The sequence below is a fragment of the Kitasatospora sp. NPDC114501 genome, assembly GCF_055633695.1.
In genome coordinates this window covers 44,533-59,586 of record NZ_JBVKDS010000008.1, presented here as the reverse complement: position 1 = coordinate 59,586, position 15,054 = coordinate 44,533, and the positions used below count along the sequence as shown (strand labels likewise).

12 protein-coding genes, 3 tRNA genes and 1 pseudogene are annotated in these 15,054 nt (G+C 73.4%); 7 read left to right on the top strand and 9 right to left on the bottom strand.

The features are described from left to right. The first annotated feature begins 61 nt into the window (after positions 1 to 61). The 6 genes from ACZ7RU_RS16400 (at position 62) to ACZ7RU_RS16375 (ending at position 5,112) form a co-directional block, all read left to right on the top strand. Positions 62 to 155: transfer RNA gene (locus ACZ7RU_RS16400), tRNA-Ser, on the top strand. A gap of 261 nt (positions 156 to 416) precedes the next feature. Then, positions 417 to 492: transfer RNA gene (locus tag ACZ7RU_RS16395), tRNA-Arg, on the top strand. Positions 493 to 523: 31 nt separating this feature from the next. Continuing rightward, positions 524 to 599: transfer RNA gene (locus ACZ7RU_RS16390), tRNA-Arg, on the top strand. A gap of 352 nt (positions 600 to 951) precedes the next feature. Further along, entirely contained in the window at positions 952 to 2,622 is a 1,671-nt protein-coding gene (locus ACZ7RU_RS16385; protein WP_470341625.1) for an Ig-like domain-containing protein, read from the top strand. A gap of 193 nt (positions 2,623 to 2,815) precedes the next feature. Then, positions 2,816 to 4,084 (top strand): SPFH domain-containing protein, encoded by a 1,269-nt coding sequence (locus ACZ7RU_RS16380; RefSeq protein WP_470341624.1) that lies wholly within the window; start codon positions 2,816 to 2,818, stop codon positions 4,082 to 4,084. After that, positions 4,081 to 5,112: a C40 family peptidase gene (locus tag ACZ7RU_RS16375; RefSeq protein ID WP_470341623.1), complete on the top strand. Its 1,032-nt coding sequence runs from the start codon at positions 4,081 to 4,083 to the stop codon at positions 5,110 to 5,112. Before ACZ7RU_RS16380 ends, ACZ7RU_RS16375 begins: the two co-directional genes overlap by 4 nt. Before the next feature lie 87 nt (positions 5,113 to 5,199). Here ACZ7RU_RS16375 and ACZ7RU_RS16370 read toward each other — a convergent pair whose 3' ends face one another. The 4 genes from ACZ7RU_RS16370 to ACZ7RU_RS16355 form a co-directional block, all read right to left on the bottom strand. Further along, entirely contained in the window at positions 5,200 to 6,258 is a 1,059-nt protein-coding gene (locus tag ACZ7RU_RS16370) for a hypothetical protein (protein ID WP_470341622.1), read from the bottom strand. Beyond that, the gene (locus ACZ7RU_RS16365; RefSeq protein ID WP_470341621.1) at positions 6,255 to 8,468 is read right to left on the bottom strand and encodes a PPE domain-containing protein; all 2,214 of its coding nucleotides are present in this window, start codon (positions 8,466 to 8,468) and stop codon (positions 6,255 to 6,257) included. Before ACZ7RU_RS16365 ends, ACZ7RU_RS16370 begins: the two co-directional genes overlap by 4 nt. A gap of 13 nt (positions 8,469 to 8,481) precedes the next feature. Then, positions 8,482 to 8,880, bottom strand: a complete 399-nt coding sequence (locus tag ACZ7RU_RS16360) for a WXG100 family type VII secretion target (RefSeq protein WP_470341620.1) — start codon at positions 8,878 to 8,880, stop codon at positions 8,482 to 8,484. A 196-nt stretch (positions 8,881 to 9,076) separates the two neighbouring features. Further along, entirely contained in the window at positions 9,077 to 10,030 is a 954-nt protein-coding gene (locus ACZ7RU_RS16355) for an aldo/keto reductase (RefSeq protein WP_470341619.1), read from the bottom strand. 154 nt (positions 10,031 to 10,184) lie between these two features. On the opposite strand from ACZ7RU_RS16355, the gene ACZ7RU_RS16350 reads away from it, so the two are divergent. Continuing rightward, the gene (locus ACZ7RU_RS16350) at positions 10,185 to 10,385 is read left to right on the top strand and encodes a hypothetical protein (protein ID WP_470341618.1); all 201 of its coding nucleotides are present in this window, start codon (positions 10,185 to 10,187) and stop codon (positions 10,383 to 10,385) included. A 54-nt stretch (positions 10,386 to 10,439) separates the two neighbouring features. Here ACZ7RU_RS16350 and ACZ7RU_RS16345 read toward each other — a convergent pair whose 3' ends face one another. From ACZ7RU_RS16345 to ACZ7RU_RS16325, 5 genes and pseudogenes are all read right to left on the bottom strand, one after another. Beyond that, a complete protein-coding gene (locus tag ACZ7RU_RS16345) occupies positions 10,440 to 11,444 on the bottom strand; it encodes an endo alpha-1,4 polygalactosaminidase (protein WP_470341617.1) in 1,005 nt (334 codons plus the stop codon). 22 nt (positions 11,445 to 11,466) lie between these two features. Further along, complete coding sequence (locus ACZ7RU_RS16340; protein WP_470341616.1) at positions 11,467 to 12,162, bottom strand: spherulation-specific family 4 protein; 696 nt, start codon at positions 12,160 to 12,162, stop codon at positions 11,467 to 11,469. Beyond that, positions 12,159 to 13,076, bottom strand: coding sequence for an NAD-dependent epimerase/dehydratase family protein (locus ACZ7RU_RS16335; protein WP_470341615.1), 918 nt, complete (start codon positions 13,074 to 13,076; stop codon positions 12,159 to 12,161). The genes ACZ7RU_RS16340 and ACZ7RU_RS16335 overlap by 4 nt, the downstream gene beginning before the upstream one ends. A gap of 125 nt (positions 13,077 to 13,201) precedes the next feature. After that, a pseudogene (locus tag ACZ7RU_RS16330) lies at positions 13,202 to 13,903 on the bottom strand (nucleotidyltransferase family protein); the annotation flags it as partial. 73 nt (positions 13,904 to 13,976) lie between these two features. After that, entirely contained in the window at positions 13,977 to 14,969 is a 993-nt protein-coding gene (locus tag ACZ7RU_RS16325) for an SDR family NAD(P)-dependent oxidoreductase (protein ID WP_470341614.1), read from the bottom strand. Between the last annotated feature and the right edge of the window lie 85 nt (positions 14,970 to 15,054).

The window sequence follows — 15,054 nt, the reverse complement described above, 5'->3', positions numbered from 1 at the left end:
GGTTGTGGCATCATCACTGACACACGGAACGGTTCCGCTCGCGCGGGAACGGTCCATGTGGGGAGGCTTCGCCTAGTCCGGTCTATGGCGCCGCACTGCTAATGCGGTTTCGGGGTTATTCCTGATCGAGGGTTCAAATCCCTCAGCCTCCGCCAGTCGGGAGCCCCCGTCGACGATCTCGTCGGCGGGGGCTCTTCGCGTTCCCGGGGAGGACCCGGGCGGCCCGGCGGCTGGTCGCGGGTGGCTCGGCGGTCGGCCCGGCGGATGGTCCCGGGGTGCTCCGGGGAGCGGCTCCGGCGACGCCGGGAAGGAGTCGGAGGGGCCGGGCGGAGCCCGGATCAACCGATTTCGTCCTACGCCGCAGGTCATGTAATGTTGTCCACGCAACGCCCCGGGGACGACGTTCACCAGGGCGAGCGCTCATAGCTCAACGGATAGAGCACTTGACTACGGATCAAGAGGTTGCAGGTTCGAATCCTGCTGAGCGCACCAAACTCCGCAAGATCGGGTTCGCCCGTTCCTTGCGCTCATAGCTCAACGGATAGAGCACTTGACTACGGATCAAGAGGTTGCAGGTTCGAATCCTGCTGAGCGCACCATCGAGAAGCCCCCGGCCACCGGCCGGGGGCTTCTCCCGTTCTCCGGGGTGCCCGGCCGGCGAATCGAACAGAGCCGTCCGGTGGATGGATCCGTCCCGGAAGCGGGTGTCGCCCGCATGGGTCCGGAGCACCCGATCCCGCGTCCGTTCGGGTGGTGCCGATTGCCGCCTAATGGATGAAATGCAGCTGTTTCGGGTACATCCCGTCCTGCCACCCGGATGACCGCCGAACGGGTGGGACACGGCCAAAAGCACAGGTGTCGCAGTATGACCGGCTCAGGATCGTGATTCCTTTTTGTCGGATCTTGTGCAGACTGCCCACCACCCGGCAGCCGACCGCGAAGGAGAGCCGGATGAGCCGACAGTTTTCCCGTACGGCTGCCGCCCTGGCCGTCCTCGCGACCGGGCTGCTGACCACGTGGAGCACCCCACTCGCGGCGGCCCGGCAGGCCCCCGGCACCTGGTCCGCCGAGCAGCGGGCGGTGCTGCCCGCCGGGCTCCGGGTCCGCTTCGGTTTCGACGCCGCCCCGGGGCCGGGCGCCACCGCGGCCCGGCCGGAGATCACCGAGCCGGTCGACGGTGCCGTTCTCGCCGACGCCCGCCCGCGGATCAGCGGCCGGGGCGCGGCGTCCGGCGCCACGGTGGAGGTCCGGGAGGGCGACACCGTGCTCTGCACGGCCGAGGTGGGGCACGACGGCGACTGGTCCTGCCGCCCCGACACGGAGCTGGCCGCCGGTCCGCACGCCCTCACGCCGGTGGAGAGCGCCGACGGAGGCGTTGCGGTGCGCGGCGAACCGGTCGGGGTCAGCGTGAAGACGGTGCCGCCGGGCGCCCCCACGCTCATCGTCCCCGCGTACACCAACGACCCGGGGCTGCGGCTCACCGGCACCGGCGAGCCGGGCAGCACCGTCATGGTCGTCGACCAGGACTCGGGCGAGGACCTCTGCATCACGGGGGTGCCGGCGGACGGCCGGTGGTCCTGCCTGCCGGTCGAGAACCTGACGGACGGGAAGCACCTGCTCGCCCCGGTCGCGGTCGACATGGCGGGGAACCGGACGGCCGGTCAGCCGGTCGCGCTGGTCGTCGACACCGGCCTGCCGACCGGTCCGGTGCTCACCTCGCCGGCCTCCGGGGAGACGGTGCGGGTCAGTCGGCCGAAGCTGGTCGGCCGGGCGGATCCGGGCGTGGACGTGCTGGTCACGGCGCGGGCCGTGGCGGGCTCGGAGCAGGAGCGGCGGACGGTGCTGTGCGGGGCGACGGCGGCGTTCGACGGGAGTTGGAGCTGCACGGCCAACCGGGACCTGGCGGACGGTGAGCAGTGGCTGATCGTCACGGCGACCGACCGGGCGGGGAACGGGGTCTCGGCGGGAGCGGTGCTGGTGCGGGTCGCCACGGCGAAGGCGGTGCCCGACCCGGCGACGCCGAGTACGGCGGCCTCGGGGACGCCGAGCCCGGTGGCCGTGAGCCCGACACGGTCGGCCTCGGCCTCGGCCTCGGCTCGGCCCAGTCCGTCGGCGACGGCGGTGGCGACGGCGGGGGCACCGTCGACGGTGTCGAGCCAGGCGGCGCCGAAGCCGGTGCCGTCGAGTCCCGCCGAGCCGAGCCCGGCGGCCCTCGCGGCCACCGTGCCGGCCGGGTCCACCGTGCCCGCAGGGTCCGCCGCCTCCACCGGGCCCGTCGTCCCGACCCCTTCGACCGCCGCGATCGTCTCCTCGGCTCCGGCAGGCGGCGTCGGCACCTCGCCGACGGCCGTCGCCGCGGTGAGGTCCGTGCCCGCGCCGGCCGGAGCCGTCGGCCTCGTCGGACTCGCCGGGCCCGCCGATCCGGCGGACTCCGCCGAGCGGGCCGGGGAGGCGGACCGGCCGTTGGCGGCGCCGCCGGCGGAGGCCGCGCAGGGTGCGTCCGGTCGGCCCGGGGAGGCCGGCTGGCGCGGTGGACTCGCCGGAGTCCTGCTGGTGCTCACCGGTCTCGGACTGATCACCCGTCGGGTGTTCGCCCGTAGGGCCGGTGCTCCTCGGCGCTGAACCGCGCCGAACTGTCCCGACCATCAGTTCATGTGCCTGCGCGTCAGGTCGGCTTTGGATGATTCGTCAGTAAATGTCGACACACCTCGGTCAAATGTCGCATTTGATGACGTATGAACTTAGCCTGACCCTGGCACTGCCCGTCAGATCCGGGCCGCCCGTTGCGCGACACACCGACCCAGAGGACCCGTGCATGGACGTCACCCGCGATTCTTCGCAGCGACCCGACAACCCGCCCAAGGCACTCCCGCCGGCCCTGCCGGAACGTTCCGGCTCCAGCCCGCTGGCCAGAGCCACGGCCGTCAGGACCGTCAAGCCGGGCGGCCCGGCCGACAGCGGCCCGGCGACCACCCCGCTGGCGGTCGTCCCGAACCCCTCACCGGGCGCTCCGGCGGACCTGCCCGACCCGCTGGAGACCGTCGCCCCGGAGACCGTCGAACTCCTGGACGCCACGACGGTCGGAGCCCCGACCGCGACCACCTCCCGCCGACCGCCGCGCGCCGACCAGGCGCTGCGCGAGCAGCGCGCCACCGCGGTGCCCGGCTGGATCGCCCTGCTGGCGGTGCTGATCGGCGTGGCCGGCGTGCTGCTCGTCCTGCTGCGCACCGGCGTCATCCCGTACTGGGACGCGCTGCCCGACCTGCGCGGCGCCGCCGCGAAGAGGAGCGGTCTGGTCGAGGTGGACGCGCGGTGGGTCGCCGCGGCGGCCGCGGCCGGCCTGCTGGCGGTGCTCGCGCTCGCCGGGCTGCTGGCCAACGCGGGCGGCGAGACCCGGGTGCTGACCCGCTGGGGCCGCTACCGGGGCACCGTCCGCCGGACCGGCCTGGTCTGGGTCAACCCGCTGCTGCGCCGCCGCCGGGTGGACGTGCGGCTGCGGCACTGGCGCAGCGAGCCGGTCAAGGTGGTGGACCGCACCGGCACGCCGATCGTGGTCCGGCTGCTGATCGTCTGGCGGGTCAAGGACACCGCGCGGGCGCTGCTGGCGATCGAGGACCACGAGAGCTACCTGCGCGAGCAGGTCCAGGCGGTGCTCACCCGCACGGCGTCCACCCTGCCCTGCGACAGCAACGCGGGGCCCGGTCCCGCGCTGCGCGACGGGCAGTGGTTCGCCGACGAGATGACCAGGGCGCTGGCCGCCGAGGTCGCCCCGGCCGGCCTGGAGGTGTACTCGGTGCAGCCGCTGGCCCTGGACTACGCGCCCGAGGTGGCCGAGTCGATGCGCCGGCGCCGGCTGGCCGACCTGGACGCGGGCCTGCGCACGGTGCTGGTGGACGACGCGGTGGAGGCGGCGGCGCTCGCCGTCCGCCGCCTGGAGCGGGCGACCGCGCACGAACTGGACGAGGCCGCCCGCAGCGCGCTGATGGAACAGCTGCTGGTCGCCTTCGTCGCCCCGGCCGGAGTGGCCGCCTCGGTACCGCCCCCGGCCGTCCGTGCCGGACGGAAGGAAGGACGACCCGCATGAGGATAGCCACCGGCCCGTACGCCGAACCCGCCGTCACCGCTGTCACCGCTGGCACCGACGGCGCAGTCGGCGCAGTCGGAACCGAGGACGATCCCGGGCTGATCGGCTTCGAGGAGAGCCTCGGCGGCATTCCCGCGATCGCGGACTGCGGCTGCCCCCACTGCGTCGTCCGGCCGCGCCCCGCCCGCTCCGCGGCGGCGGCCGGCGGCGGCCGAATACACCGGGCCGTGCGGAACACCTGTCTGGCCACCACCGTGCTGGCGGGCGCCGGCGTCGTCGGCCTGACGGCCGGCGCCGGATCCGCGCACGCCGCGGCCGGGAAGCAGGGCTGGGACGGGTCGAAGTACTGGTTCAAGAACGGCTCCGGCGAGTGGCGTTGGACCAGCCACCAGGACGTCTACGCGAGCCGCACCGGGCAGTCCGGCGGCTCGGCCGGCCCCGCCGACCGGACCGTCTCCAACGGCTCGGCCTCCTCCGCCGGGATGCGCCAGGGCTGGGACGGGTCGAAGTACTGGTTCAAGAACGGCAGCGGCGAGTGGCGTTGGACCAGCCACTACGGCGTCTACGCCAGCCGCACCGGGCAGTCCGGCGGCGGTTCGGCCCAGGCCCCCGCGCAGCCCGCGCCCCCCGCGAGCCGTCCGTCGTCGAAATCCGTCCCGGCCTCCGGGAGCCTGGAGTCGGCCGTCGACTACGCGCTCGCCCAGCTCGGCAAGCCGTACGTCTGGGGCGGCAACGGCCCGTCCGGCTACGACTGTTCGGGACTGGTCCAGCAGGCCTACCGGCGCGCGGGGATCAGCCTGCCGAGGGTGGCCGACGACCAGTACGCGGCGACCACGCCGATCAGCGCCGGGCAGCTGCGCCGCGGCGACCTGGTGTTCTGGTCCGACAGCGGCCGGGCCTCCGGCATCCACCACGTGGGGATCTACCTGGGCGGCGGCACGTTCGTGGAGGCGCCGCGGCCGGGCACGACCGTCCGGGTCTCGACGCTCAGCGCGGGCTACCACCCGACCCACTTCGGGCGGCCGTAGCCACGGGAACGGTGACGGGCCCCGGCGGTGTGATACCGCCGAGGGCCCGTTCCGTGGTCCCGGGGAAGTCGTCCCAGGGCAGTCGTCTCAGGGCAGTTGCGGCGCCGAGCAGCCGTGGCGCTGGGCGGAGCGGGTGGCGAAGGCGCGCAGGGCGTCCTTCTCCAGGGCCGGGTCGGGTGCGGCGGCCCGGTTCCCGTCGAACACCGTGTCCACCGTGAAGAGGGCGGTGGCTCCGCCGGGGCAGGCGGCGGTGGCCCAGGCCAGGCCGTCCTTGCCGCCGGCAGGGCCGGTGACCGGGTAGTCCGCGACGGCCGGGAGACCGTCCGCGAACGGCGGGTAGTACGCGCCCAGGCGGAAGCGCGGGGCGTCCTGGCCGGCGTACAGGAAGCAGTCCTCGACGGGGGCGTTCGGGTCCGCCGGTGACTCGTTGACGGCGCCGGGCAGCCCGGCGCAGGTGCCGCTCGCCGCGCCGTCCGGGACCTTGACGTACCGGGTGTCCGCGGGGACCTCGGTGATCTCCGGGCCGGAGGAGGCGGTGCAGCCCCAGACCCGGGCCGCCCCGTCCGCGGCGCGGGCGGCGATCCGGGCGAACCGGGCGCGCTGGGCCGGGTCGTCGAGGAGGTGGTCGCCGCCGGCGGGGACGGTGTGGGCGGTGACCAGCAGCCCCTCCTTGCCCTGGCCCGGGCAGTCCAGGGCGACCACGGCGGTCGCGCCGGCCCGGCCCTGGAGGTCCAGCACGCCCCGGCGGCCGTGGCCGAGCGGCATCACCATGCCGGTGGCGAGGCTCGGGCGGTCCCGGCCCAGCGCGTGCAGTGCCGTGCCGACCCCCTCCGGGCCCCGGTCGATCCGGACGTCCAGGTAGCCGTTGCCGGGACTCCCGGCGTTGCCCACGGAGCAGGAGGCCAGGCCCTCGGGCGCCCCGGCGTCCTTGCCGCGCACCCGGTCCACCCCGAGCAGGGCCTTGACCTCGGCGGCGTCCACGCTGCCGTGGCAGAGCCCGGCCAGCGAGCGGCCGTCCTGCCAGCGGTCGTACCCGCCGCCCAGGTAGAACACCGCGCCGGCGGCGAGGACCAGCCCGACGGCGGCGGCGACCGGGAGCCGCCACCGCCGACGGGCCCCGCGCGGTTCCGCGGGCTCGGGCGTCACTTGTTCTCGCCTCCGCGGCCGAGGGCGGACGCGGCGTCGCTGCGACCGGTGTTGTAGATCGTCCGCATCTGCTGCTCGTCCCAGTCGACGGCGGGGGCGTCCGGGTTGAGACCGGCCCGCTGCTGCTGCCACTTCTCGACCATGGCGCTGATCCCCTCGTGTCCGCTGCGGCCGTTGGCGCCGGTGAGGGTGTTCTCCTCGATCTTGCCGGCCGCGGTCGCGTTGATCTCCTCGGTGGCGTTCATCTGCCACCCCATGATCCCGCTGCCGAGCAGGCTCTGCGCCATGTCCGCCACGCCGGGGACCGGGACCAGCTTCAGCGGCGTGCCGATGCCCTGGTACATGCCCTTGGCCCGCCAGGCCGCGACCTTGGTGTCGTCGTCGCGCTGGTCGAGGATGGCGTCGGCCTGGACGGCGTCGTACACGCCGAGGGCGACCGAGGAGTTGGCCATCACGCCCTTCCACTCCTTCTCGCTCACGTTCGGCGGGAGTTCGGCGAGCTGCTGGGCGACGTGCACCATCTCGGCCTGCTGGACGATGTGGTGGGACTCGGGGTCGTCGGCGACACCGCGCAGGACCCGGATCAGGGAGCCCTTGTCGGTGGCCATCCTGGTCTCCCCGGTGACCGGGTCGACCCAGACGCCGCTGGCGTCCTCGCCCGAGTGGTCCTTGGCGGCGCGGTTGGAGCCGGACAGGATGTCGTGGGTGTCGGCGGCGTAGTCGGCCAGCGCGTTGGCTATCGGGCGCTGCATGCCGGCCGGGAGCCCCTCGTTCTTGATGCCGCCGTCCAGCATGTTGATCGAGTCGCGCATCACCCGGGCCTGCGCCTCGCTGTGGTGCCGGACGCCGTCCTCCTGGCCCGCCCGGTCGCCGGTGGCGGCGGCCTCGATGGCCAGGCCGAGCGAGTGCTTGTCCTGGACGTACTTGGCGTGCCGGTCGATCTCCTCCGGCCAACGGCGGTCGTCCAGCAGGTACTTCAGGTGGTCGTTGGTGCGGGGGTCGCCCGGGTCCAGGAAGCGGGTGGAGGCCTGCGGGTTGTGGCTGAGGGACTCCAGGAAGCCGCCCACGGCGTCGCCACCGCGGCCCTCGGTGAGGTAGTCCCACCTCGGCTGGGTGGAGTCGGGCGACCAGAGCCCCTGCGGAGTCGTCTGGGCGCTGCGCTCGAACTTGAGCAGGCCGCCGCCGTAGGCGTTGAGGAAGTCGGTGTCGTACTCGCCGGAGCGCATCAGGCTGCTCATCAGTTGGTAGCCCCGCGGCAGCGGGCCGCCGTGTTCCCGCGCCACGAGCTGGGGACCGAGCTTGATCATCTCGTTCTCCCAGTCCTGCATGGCCTGGGAGTGGCTCTGGGTGGCGGTGCCCAGGGTCACGCCCAGCGAGGCCTGGAGCTTCTTCATGGCCTCGTTGCGTTCCTTGCTGTACCCCCCGGGGAACTTCGTCGGGTCGTTGACGTCGCGCCAGAAGTCCAGGGTGCCGCGCGGGCCGAGCGTGGTGGCGAACTGCTCGGCGAACGCCGGGTCGTTCTTGCGCTTCTCCAGCAGGGAGTTGAGCCTGGTCAGCTCCTCGACCGAGAGGTCGCCGCCCTTTCCGGCCAGGGCGAGCGCGTCGGAGAGGTCCTTGCGGGCCTCGGTGGCCTCCTTGAGGCTGTGGTAGCCGTTGGCGTTGAACGAGTGGTCGTTCGCGCCGTTCGGGTCCGAGCGCAGCGCCCAGGCGGCGGCCTGGTCCGCGTCGGCGGCCTGCTGGAGCGCCGCTTCGAGGCTGTGGACCAGGTTCTCCACCGCCTGCCTGCGCTGGGGCAGGAACACCGTCTGGTAGTCCGGGTCGTGCTGCGCGGTCTTGTCGTGGAGCAGCGGGTGGACGTCGGTGACCTTGCCGGTGCCGTCGACCTTCAGGTTGTCGGCGGGGCCGTCCTCGTCGGCGATCTTCTTGAGCAGGTTCTGCGCGGCGGTGAACTGCTGCGCGGCGTCGGCGAGCAGCCCGGCGATGTCGGCGGACTCCTTGCCGGCGGCGTCGAGCTGCTCGGCGGCCTTCTGGATCTGCGTGCGGGCCTGGGTGGCGGCCTCGCCCTCCCAGCCGGCGGCCAGCTTGTTGGCGACCTCGCTGGTCAGCCGGTCCTTCAGGCCGACGTAGCGGGCCTGGAGCGTCTTCCACTCCTCGGCGGCCGCGTGCAGCGGTTCGATCTTGGCGTTGCGGACGATCTCGTAGCTCAGCACGGTGGTGGCCCCCTCAGTTCCCGCCGGACAGGTTCTGCTTGTTGGCGTTCTCGGTCGCCGTGTACTGGTCGGCGGTCTTCCGCAGCCGCTGGGCGATGTCGTAGAGGAGGTTGCCGAGGGTGGCGACCTGGCTGTCCCAGCGGATGGAGCGGTTGCGCAGCTCCGGGCCGGTCTGCCAACTGGTCAGCGCGCCGTAGGCGGCGGTGGTCTTCTCGTCGGCGGTGTCGTCGACGGTGTGGAAGTTGCCCTTGATCTCGTCGACGGTGCCGGCCCGCGCCTTCAGGTCGGCGGGGCTGACGGTCACCTTGCCGCCGCCGCCCCCGCTGCCGCCCGCGGAGTTGAGTTGCAGGCCCGCGTACCGTTTGCGGTCCTCGTCGTCGAACAGACCGTCCCAGGCAGGATTGTCGGCCAAAGCGTCCCCCGTGTCGGCGTTGTGCGAGTGAAGTCTTGATGCGTGCTTGATGGTTCATTGACCATGACTTGTCACCGTGCCCGATGGTTCCCGGACGGGCGGATGCGTCCGGACCGCCGCAGGCCGCGGACCGCGCCCCGGGCGGGGCGGGTCCGCGGCCTGCGGTGCACGGCACGGTGGGGTGCCGGGCCGGGGCTCAGGCGGAGGCGGCGTCCAGCAGCGCGGTCTGCTCCGGGGTGAGCTCCAGGGTGGCGCCGGCCAGCAGCGGCGGGAGCTGCTCGACGGTGCGGGCACTGGCGATCGGGGCGGCGACCGTCGGCCGGGCGGCGAGCCAGGCCAGGGCGACGGAGGCGGGCTCCACCTCCAGCTCGGCGGCGACGGTGTCCAGCGCCTCCAGCACCTTGGGGCCGCGCGGCTCGGCGAGGTAGCGGGCGGCGCCCTCGGCGCGGGCGCTGTCCACGCCCTCGGCGCCCGGGCGGTACTTGCCGGTGAGGAAGCCGGACGCCAGCGCGTAGTACGGGACGGTGGCCAGGCCGTGCTCGGCGACCACGTCCGCCAGCGGGCCCTCGAAGGTGCCGCGGGAGACCAGGTTGTAGTGCGGCTGGACCGCGACGTACTTCGCCAGGCCCTCGCGCTCGGCGAAGGCCAGCGCCTCGGTGAGCCGCTCGGCGGAGATGTTGGAGGCGGCGACCGCCCGGACCTTGCCCTCGCGGACCAGTTCGTCCAGCGCGGTGACGAACTCCTCGACCGGGGTGTCGTCGTCCCGGTGGGTGTAGTAGAGGTCGATCCGCTCGACGCCCAGGCGGCGCAGCGAGTCCTCGGCCGCGGCCTTGATGTTGGCCGCGCCCAGGCCGCTGCGCTCGGCGAGCATGCCGACCTTGGTGGCGATCACGACGTCCTCGCGGTTGCCGCGGCTGCGCAGCCAGTTGCCGAGGACGGTCTCGGACTCGCCGCCGGTGTTGCCCGGGGCCCAGGCGGAGTAGACGTCGGCGGTGTCGACGAAGTTGCCGCCGGCCGCCGCGTAGGCGTCCAGGACGGCGAAGGACTGCTGCTCGTCGGCCGTCCAGCCGAAGACGTTGCCGCCGAGCGAGAGCGGGAAGACGGACAGGTCGGAGGTGCCGAGGCTCACCCGGCTGTGGGTTCCGGTCATGGTGGCAGTCAACCCGATCGCGCGGCCGGGCATTCCGTGAACCGCGAGGTCTTCACGAGGCTGTCGTACCGCTGTCGCACGTGGGGGAAGCGTGTCCCGCGCGACGGGGGTCCGGGGTGTGCCTGAGGTGGGCCGATTCGTTAGAGTCCGTGCCATGGCTGACAACGACTACGACCCCGCCGGCAGCACCCAGATGTTCCGGGCGTTCGTCGACGAGACCCCGGCGCCGCAGGCACCGGGCTCCGTCTCCACCTACGGCAGCAGCAAGGGCGGCAGCCGCACCGGCGTGATCGCGCTGGTCGCCGTCGTCGCGCTGGTCGTCCTGGGCGGCGTCATCTGGCTGGCGGTCAAGTGACCCTCGCGCGGGTGACCCGGCCGAGGGTCACCCGCGCGACGGGCGCGCGACGCGTCAGCAGGGCTTGCGCCAGGCGTTCAGCTCCAGCTTCTTCTGCATCGAGCTGAAGCCCAGCGACTTGGCCTTGCCGCAGAACTGGGCCGTGTCGAGCTTGTACTCGACGTGGAAGACCGCCTTGCCCGCCTTCACGAAGGGGGCGACCCGGTCGCACTCGTCGAACTGCGCGCACTCCTCGTTGACCGCGAAGTCGAAGTCCGCGAGCAGCGCCGGGATCTGGTCCAGGTCGTTCTTCAGGCCGATGGCCAGGCCGCGTTCGTGGGCGAGCTGGGCCAGCATCCGGTTGTACCTGAGCTGGTCGTCCGGGGTCAGCGGGAAGCCGCTGTTCTGGTTGTAGGCCTCGATGGTGTCCGGCTCGACGGCGTCGAAGCCCTTGCTCCTGCACATGTCGAAGCGGGCGGCCATCAGCGGCCTCAGCTGGTCGAGCTTGCGGATGTCGAACCACTTCTCGCCCTTCCAGCCGGTGTCCGAGCCCTGGAGGGACTTGGCGAAGGCGGCGGAGTCGGGGCGGAAGTCCTCCCAGGAGCCGGCGTTGACGTAGCAGATCACCTTGCGGCCCTTGGCGTGCAGCGCGGCCACCACCGAGGCGTCGTTCTCGAAGCCGTCGATGTCGTAGACCGGGACGTCCACCGACTGGTCGACGACGCCGCCGCCTAGCTGCCACTGCCAGGCCAGGCCCGGGGTGGGCTGCCAGCGGGCGCCGGCCGGCGGTGCCGGGCTGCCAGGCGGGGTGGCGGGCGGCGGGCTGCCGCCGGGCGTGCCCGGGGCCGGGGCGGTGGTGCCCGGGGTGGTGGACGCGGGGGCCGGGGTGCCCGGGGCGGTGGTGGTCGCGTCCGGGGTGCCGGGGGTGCTCGGCGCGGTGGCCGCGGGGGAGTTGCTCGGGGTGCCGTCGGCCGAGTCCTGGTCGTCCTCCGATTCCGAGCTGCTGCACGAGCTGACCAGCAGGGCGGTGGCGGTGGCGAGGGCCAGGGCGGCCGGAAGTAGCCGGTTGCGGCGGTTCACGGTAGTCGGACTCCGGATCGGGTCAGGTCAGTTCGGCGGCGTTCAGGCCGTACGGCAGGGTGCGCCAGGGGTTCTCCCCGGCTCCCGGTACGGCGCAGCCGACGCCGGCTCGCCGGGCGGCGATCAGGGCGGCGGCGTCCTGGGCGTGCTCGGCGGGGACGTCGTAGACCAGGTGGCAGAAGCGGGAGGCCGCGTGGCGGCCGGTCCACAGCGGCAGCGTCATGGTGCGGTAGGCGTCCCAGTCGCCCTCGAAGGTGACCAGCAGGTCGGCCAGGCCGACCTCGGCGTAGCCCGGGTCCGGGTGCTCGCCGTGGCCGAACACCACGGTGCCGCAGCCGGCCGCGCGGGCGGCCGTGGCCAGCCGCCGGTAGTGCGCCAACGCGCCCGGGTGGGTGCTCACCTGGTCGAGGTAGACGCCGGTGATGCCGTGCCGCTGGCGGTACGTCAGGATGTCGGCGACCACGGCGGCGTGCGGTCTGCGGCCGTAGTCGGTGTCGGTGTAGCCGACCAACGGCAGGCCGGCGGCGCGGAGTTCGTCCGCCGCCTCGGCGAAGACGTGGTCCGGGACCTCGCCCGGGCCGTCGGCGAGGTTGAGCACGACGGCGGCGATCCGGGCGGGGTCGGCGGCGGCGACCGCCCGCCAGGCCGCCGGGTCCACCGCGGGGTGGACGTACAGCGGCACCAGCAGGCGGCCGTCGGGGGTCTGCCCGGCGGTCATGCGACCACCGGGTCGGGGGTGGGCCCGGCGGTGCCGAGCCACAGGTCGCGCAGGGTGTCGGCGAGGTCCGTCTCCGGCCGCCAGCCGAGTTCCCGGGCGGCGGCCGACACGTCGGCCTGCTGCCAGGAGACCGCGGCCGAGCGTTCGGAGCCCGCCCCGCTCTCGTCGATCCGGCCGGTGAAGCCGGCCGCGGCGACCAGCCCGTCGGCGATCGCCCGGACCTGCCGGGCGTGCCCGGAGGCCAGGTTGAGCACCCGGGGGAGCGGACGGTCGGCGGTGACGGCCAGGCCGACCGCCCTCGCCACGTCCCGGGCGTCGACGAAGTCGCGGTAGGCGGAGAGGTCGCCGACCGTGATCACGCCGTCGGCGCCCTCGGGTGCCACCCGGCGCAGCTCGGCGGCCAGCCGGCCGGGCAGCGAGCCCGCCGGGGCGCCGTGGCCGACCGGGTTGAACACCCGCAGCACCACGGCGTCGAGCGGCGAGCCGGCCACCGCGAGGGAGCCGGCCAGCTTGGTCGCGCCGTACACGCCGACCGGGCGGGCGTCGGCGTCCTCGGCGAGCGACTCGCCCTGCGCGCAGACGCCGTACTCGCCGGCCGAACCGATGTGCACCAGACGTGCCTTCGGGGCACCGAGGGAGAGCGCCTCGCAGAGCACCGCCGGGCCGCGGGCGTTCACCTCGGCGAGCTTCACCGCGCTGCCGGCCACCGCGCCGGCGAAGTTGACCACCACGTCGGGGGCCAGCGCGGACAGTTCCTCGCCGAGCGGGCCGGCCTGGGCGGTGGCCAGGTCCAGCCGGAGGTCGTGGGCGGGCCGCCGGCCCGCGGTCAGCACGGTGGCACCGGGCAGTGACCGCAGGACGGCGGTGGCGTGACGGCCGAGGAAGCCGTCGCCGCCGAGGAGCAGTATTCTCACGCGGCCCGTCCGTCGCTCTCGACGCCCGCGGCGGCGGGCTCGGCGGGCTGGTCGTCCGGCGCGGTGCGGGCGGCCGGGATCGGCAGCTCCGCGACGTCGGACGTGATGCCGGTCGACTCGAAGGGCATCAGGACCGGGCGGATGGTGTTGAACTCGGCGTTGGCCCGGTCGTAGTCGTCGGGCCGGCCGATGTCCAGCCAGTAGCCGCCGAAGTCGTACGCGGACGGCGGGGTCCCGGCGGCCAGCAGGTCCAGCACCAGTTCGTCGAAGCCCAGCGGCAGGCCGGGGGTGTACTTGGCGAGCGCCGAGCGGGAGACGCCGTACACGCCCATCGAGACGCGGTAGTCGATGCTGGGCTTCTCCTGGAAGCCGGTGATGCGGCCCTCGGCGGCGGTCAGCACGCCGAAGTCGATCTTGACCTGCCGGGCGTAGGTGGCGATGGTCAGCGGTGCGTCGGACGCCTCGTGGTGCTTGAGCACCCCGGCGAAGTCCAGGTCGGTCAGGATGTCGCCGTTCATCACCAGGAAGTGCTCGGGCAGGCGGTCCTGCATGGTGAGCAACGGGCCCATGGTGCCGAGCGGGCTGTCCTCGACGGCGTAGCCGACCCGCAGGCCCCATTGGGAGCCGTTGCCGACGTAGGCGCGGATGATGTGGCCGAGGTGGCCGATGGCCAGGGTGACGGTCTGGAAGCCCGCGGCGGCGAGCTGGCGCATCACGATCTCCAGGATCGCGTGCTGGTCGCCGATCGGGACGAGAGGCTTGGGAAGCGCGGTGGTGTACGGGCGGAGACGGACGCCCTTACCGCCGGCCAGGATCACTGCGTGCATGTGTTTCCCCCACGGAACGGATGTGCAGGACACGAACCTTGGTTACCAGGACGAGCAAGCTCGGTCGCGGCGGTCAGACGTTGTAGATGTCGGTCTTGTACCGGGCCAGGTTGGCCGGGTCGCGGAAGAACTCGATGGTCTGCTCCAGGCCCTGCTCCAGGCTGAAGGCGGGGGCCCAGCCGGTGGCCGCGCGCAGCCGGGTCGCGTCCGCGACCAGGCGCATGACCTCGGAGTTGGTCGGACGGATGCGCTGCTCGTCCTCCTTCACCACCAGGTCCACGCCCATCAGCTTGCCGACCAGGGTGACCAGGTCGCCGACCGAGATCTCGCCGCCGGTGCCGGCGTTGAAGGTCCGGCCGACCACGGCCTCGGCGGGCGCGGTGCCCACCGTGCGGAAGGCGTTGGCGGTGTCCTTGACGAACGTGAAGTCGCGGGTCGGGCGCAGGTCGCCGAGGGTGATCTCGGTCTGGCCGGCCGCGACCTGGGCGATCACGGTCGGGATGACGGCGCGCATCGACTGGCGCGGGCCGAAGGTGTTGAACGGGCGCAGGGTGACGACCGGGGTCTCGAAGCTGGCGTGGTAGCTGTCGGCCAGCCGGTCCCCGCCGGCCTTGGAGGCGGCGTACGGGGACTGGGTGTTGATCGGGTGGTCCTCGGTGATCGGCACGGTCTGCGCGGTGCCGTAGGTCTCACTCGTGGAGGTGTGCACCAGGCGGGGGATCTCCAGGTGGCGCACCGCCTCCAGCACGTTGAGGGTGCCGGTGACGTTGGTGTCCACGTACGAGTGGGGGGCGCGGTAGGAGTAGGGGATCGCGATCAGGGCGGCCAGGTGGTAGACCGCCTCGGTGCCCTTGACCAGGCCGTTGACCGAGCCCGGGTCCCGGACGTCGCCGAGGACGATCTCGACCGAGTCCAGCACCTCCTCGGGCAGGGTCTCCAGCCAGCCGAAGGACGAGAACGAGTTGTACTGGACCATCGCGCGGACGTGGTGCCCGTCGGCGACCAGGGTCTCGACGAGGTGGGAGCCGATGAAGCCCTCGGCTCCGGTAACCGCGACGCTGCTCATGCGGATTTCGCTTTCTCGATCTGCCGGGGCGGTCCGACGCGTTGTGGTGGCCGGCCGCCGGGGCCCGGTGGGTGTCTCAGGTGGA

Coding starts and splice junctions, on each gene's coding strand:
- ACZ7RU_RS16325 (WP_470341614.1), bottom strand. CDS start 14,969: ATGAGCAGCGTCGCGGTTACCGGAGCCGAGGGCTTCATCGGCTCCCAC.
- ACZ7RU_RS16340 (WP_470341616.1), bottom strand. CDS start 12,162: ATGACCGCCGGGCAGACCCCCGACGGCCGCCTGCTGGTGCCGCTGTAC.
- ACZ7RU_RS16380 (WP_470341624.1), top strand. CDS start 2,816: ATGGACGTCACCCGCGATTCTTCGCAGCGACCCGACAACCCGCCCAAG.
- ACZ7RU_RS16350 (WP_470341618.1), top strand. CDS start 10,185: ATGGCTGACAACGACTACGACCCCGCCGGCAGCACCCAGATGTTCCGG.
- ACZ7RU_RS16385 (WP_470341625.1), top strand. CDS start 952: ATGAGCCGACAGTTTTCCCGTACGGCTGCCGCCCTGGCCGTCCTCGCG.
- ACZ7RU_RS16355 (WP_470341619.1), bottom strand. CDS start 10,030: ATGACCGGAACCCACAGCCGGGTGAGCCTCGGCACCTCCGACCTGTCC.
- ACZ7RU_RS16375 (WP_470341623.1), top strand. CDS start 4,081: ATGAGGATAGCCACCGGCCCGTACGCCGAACCCGCCGTCACCGCTGTC.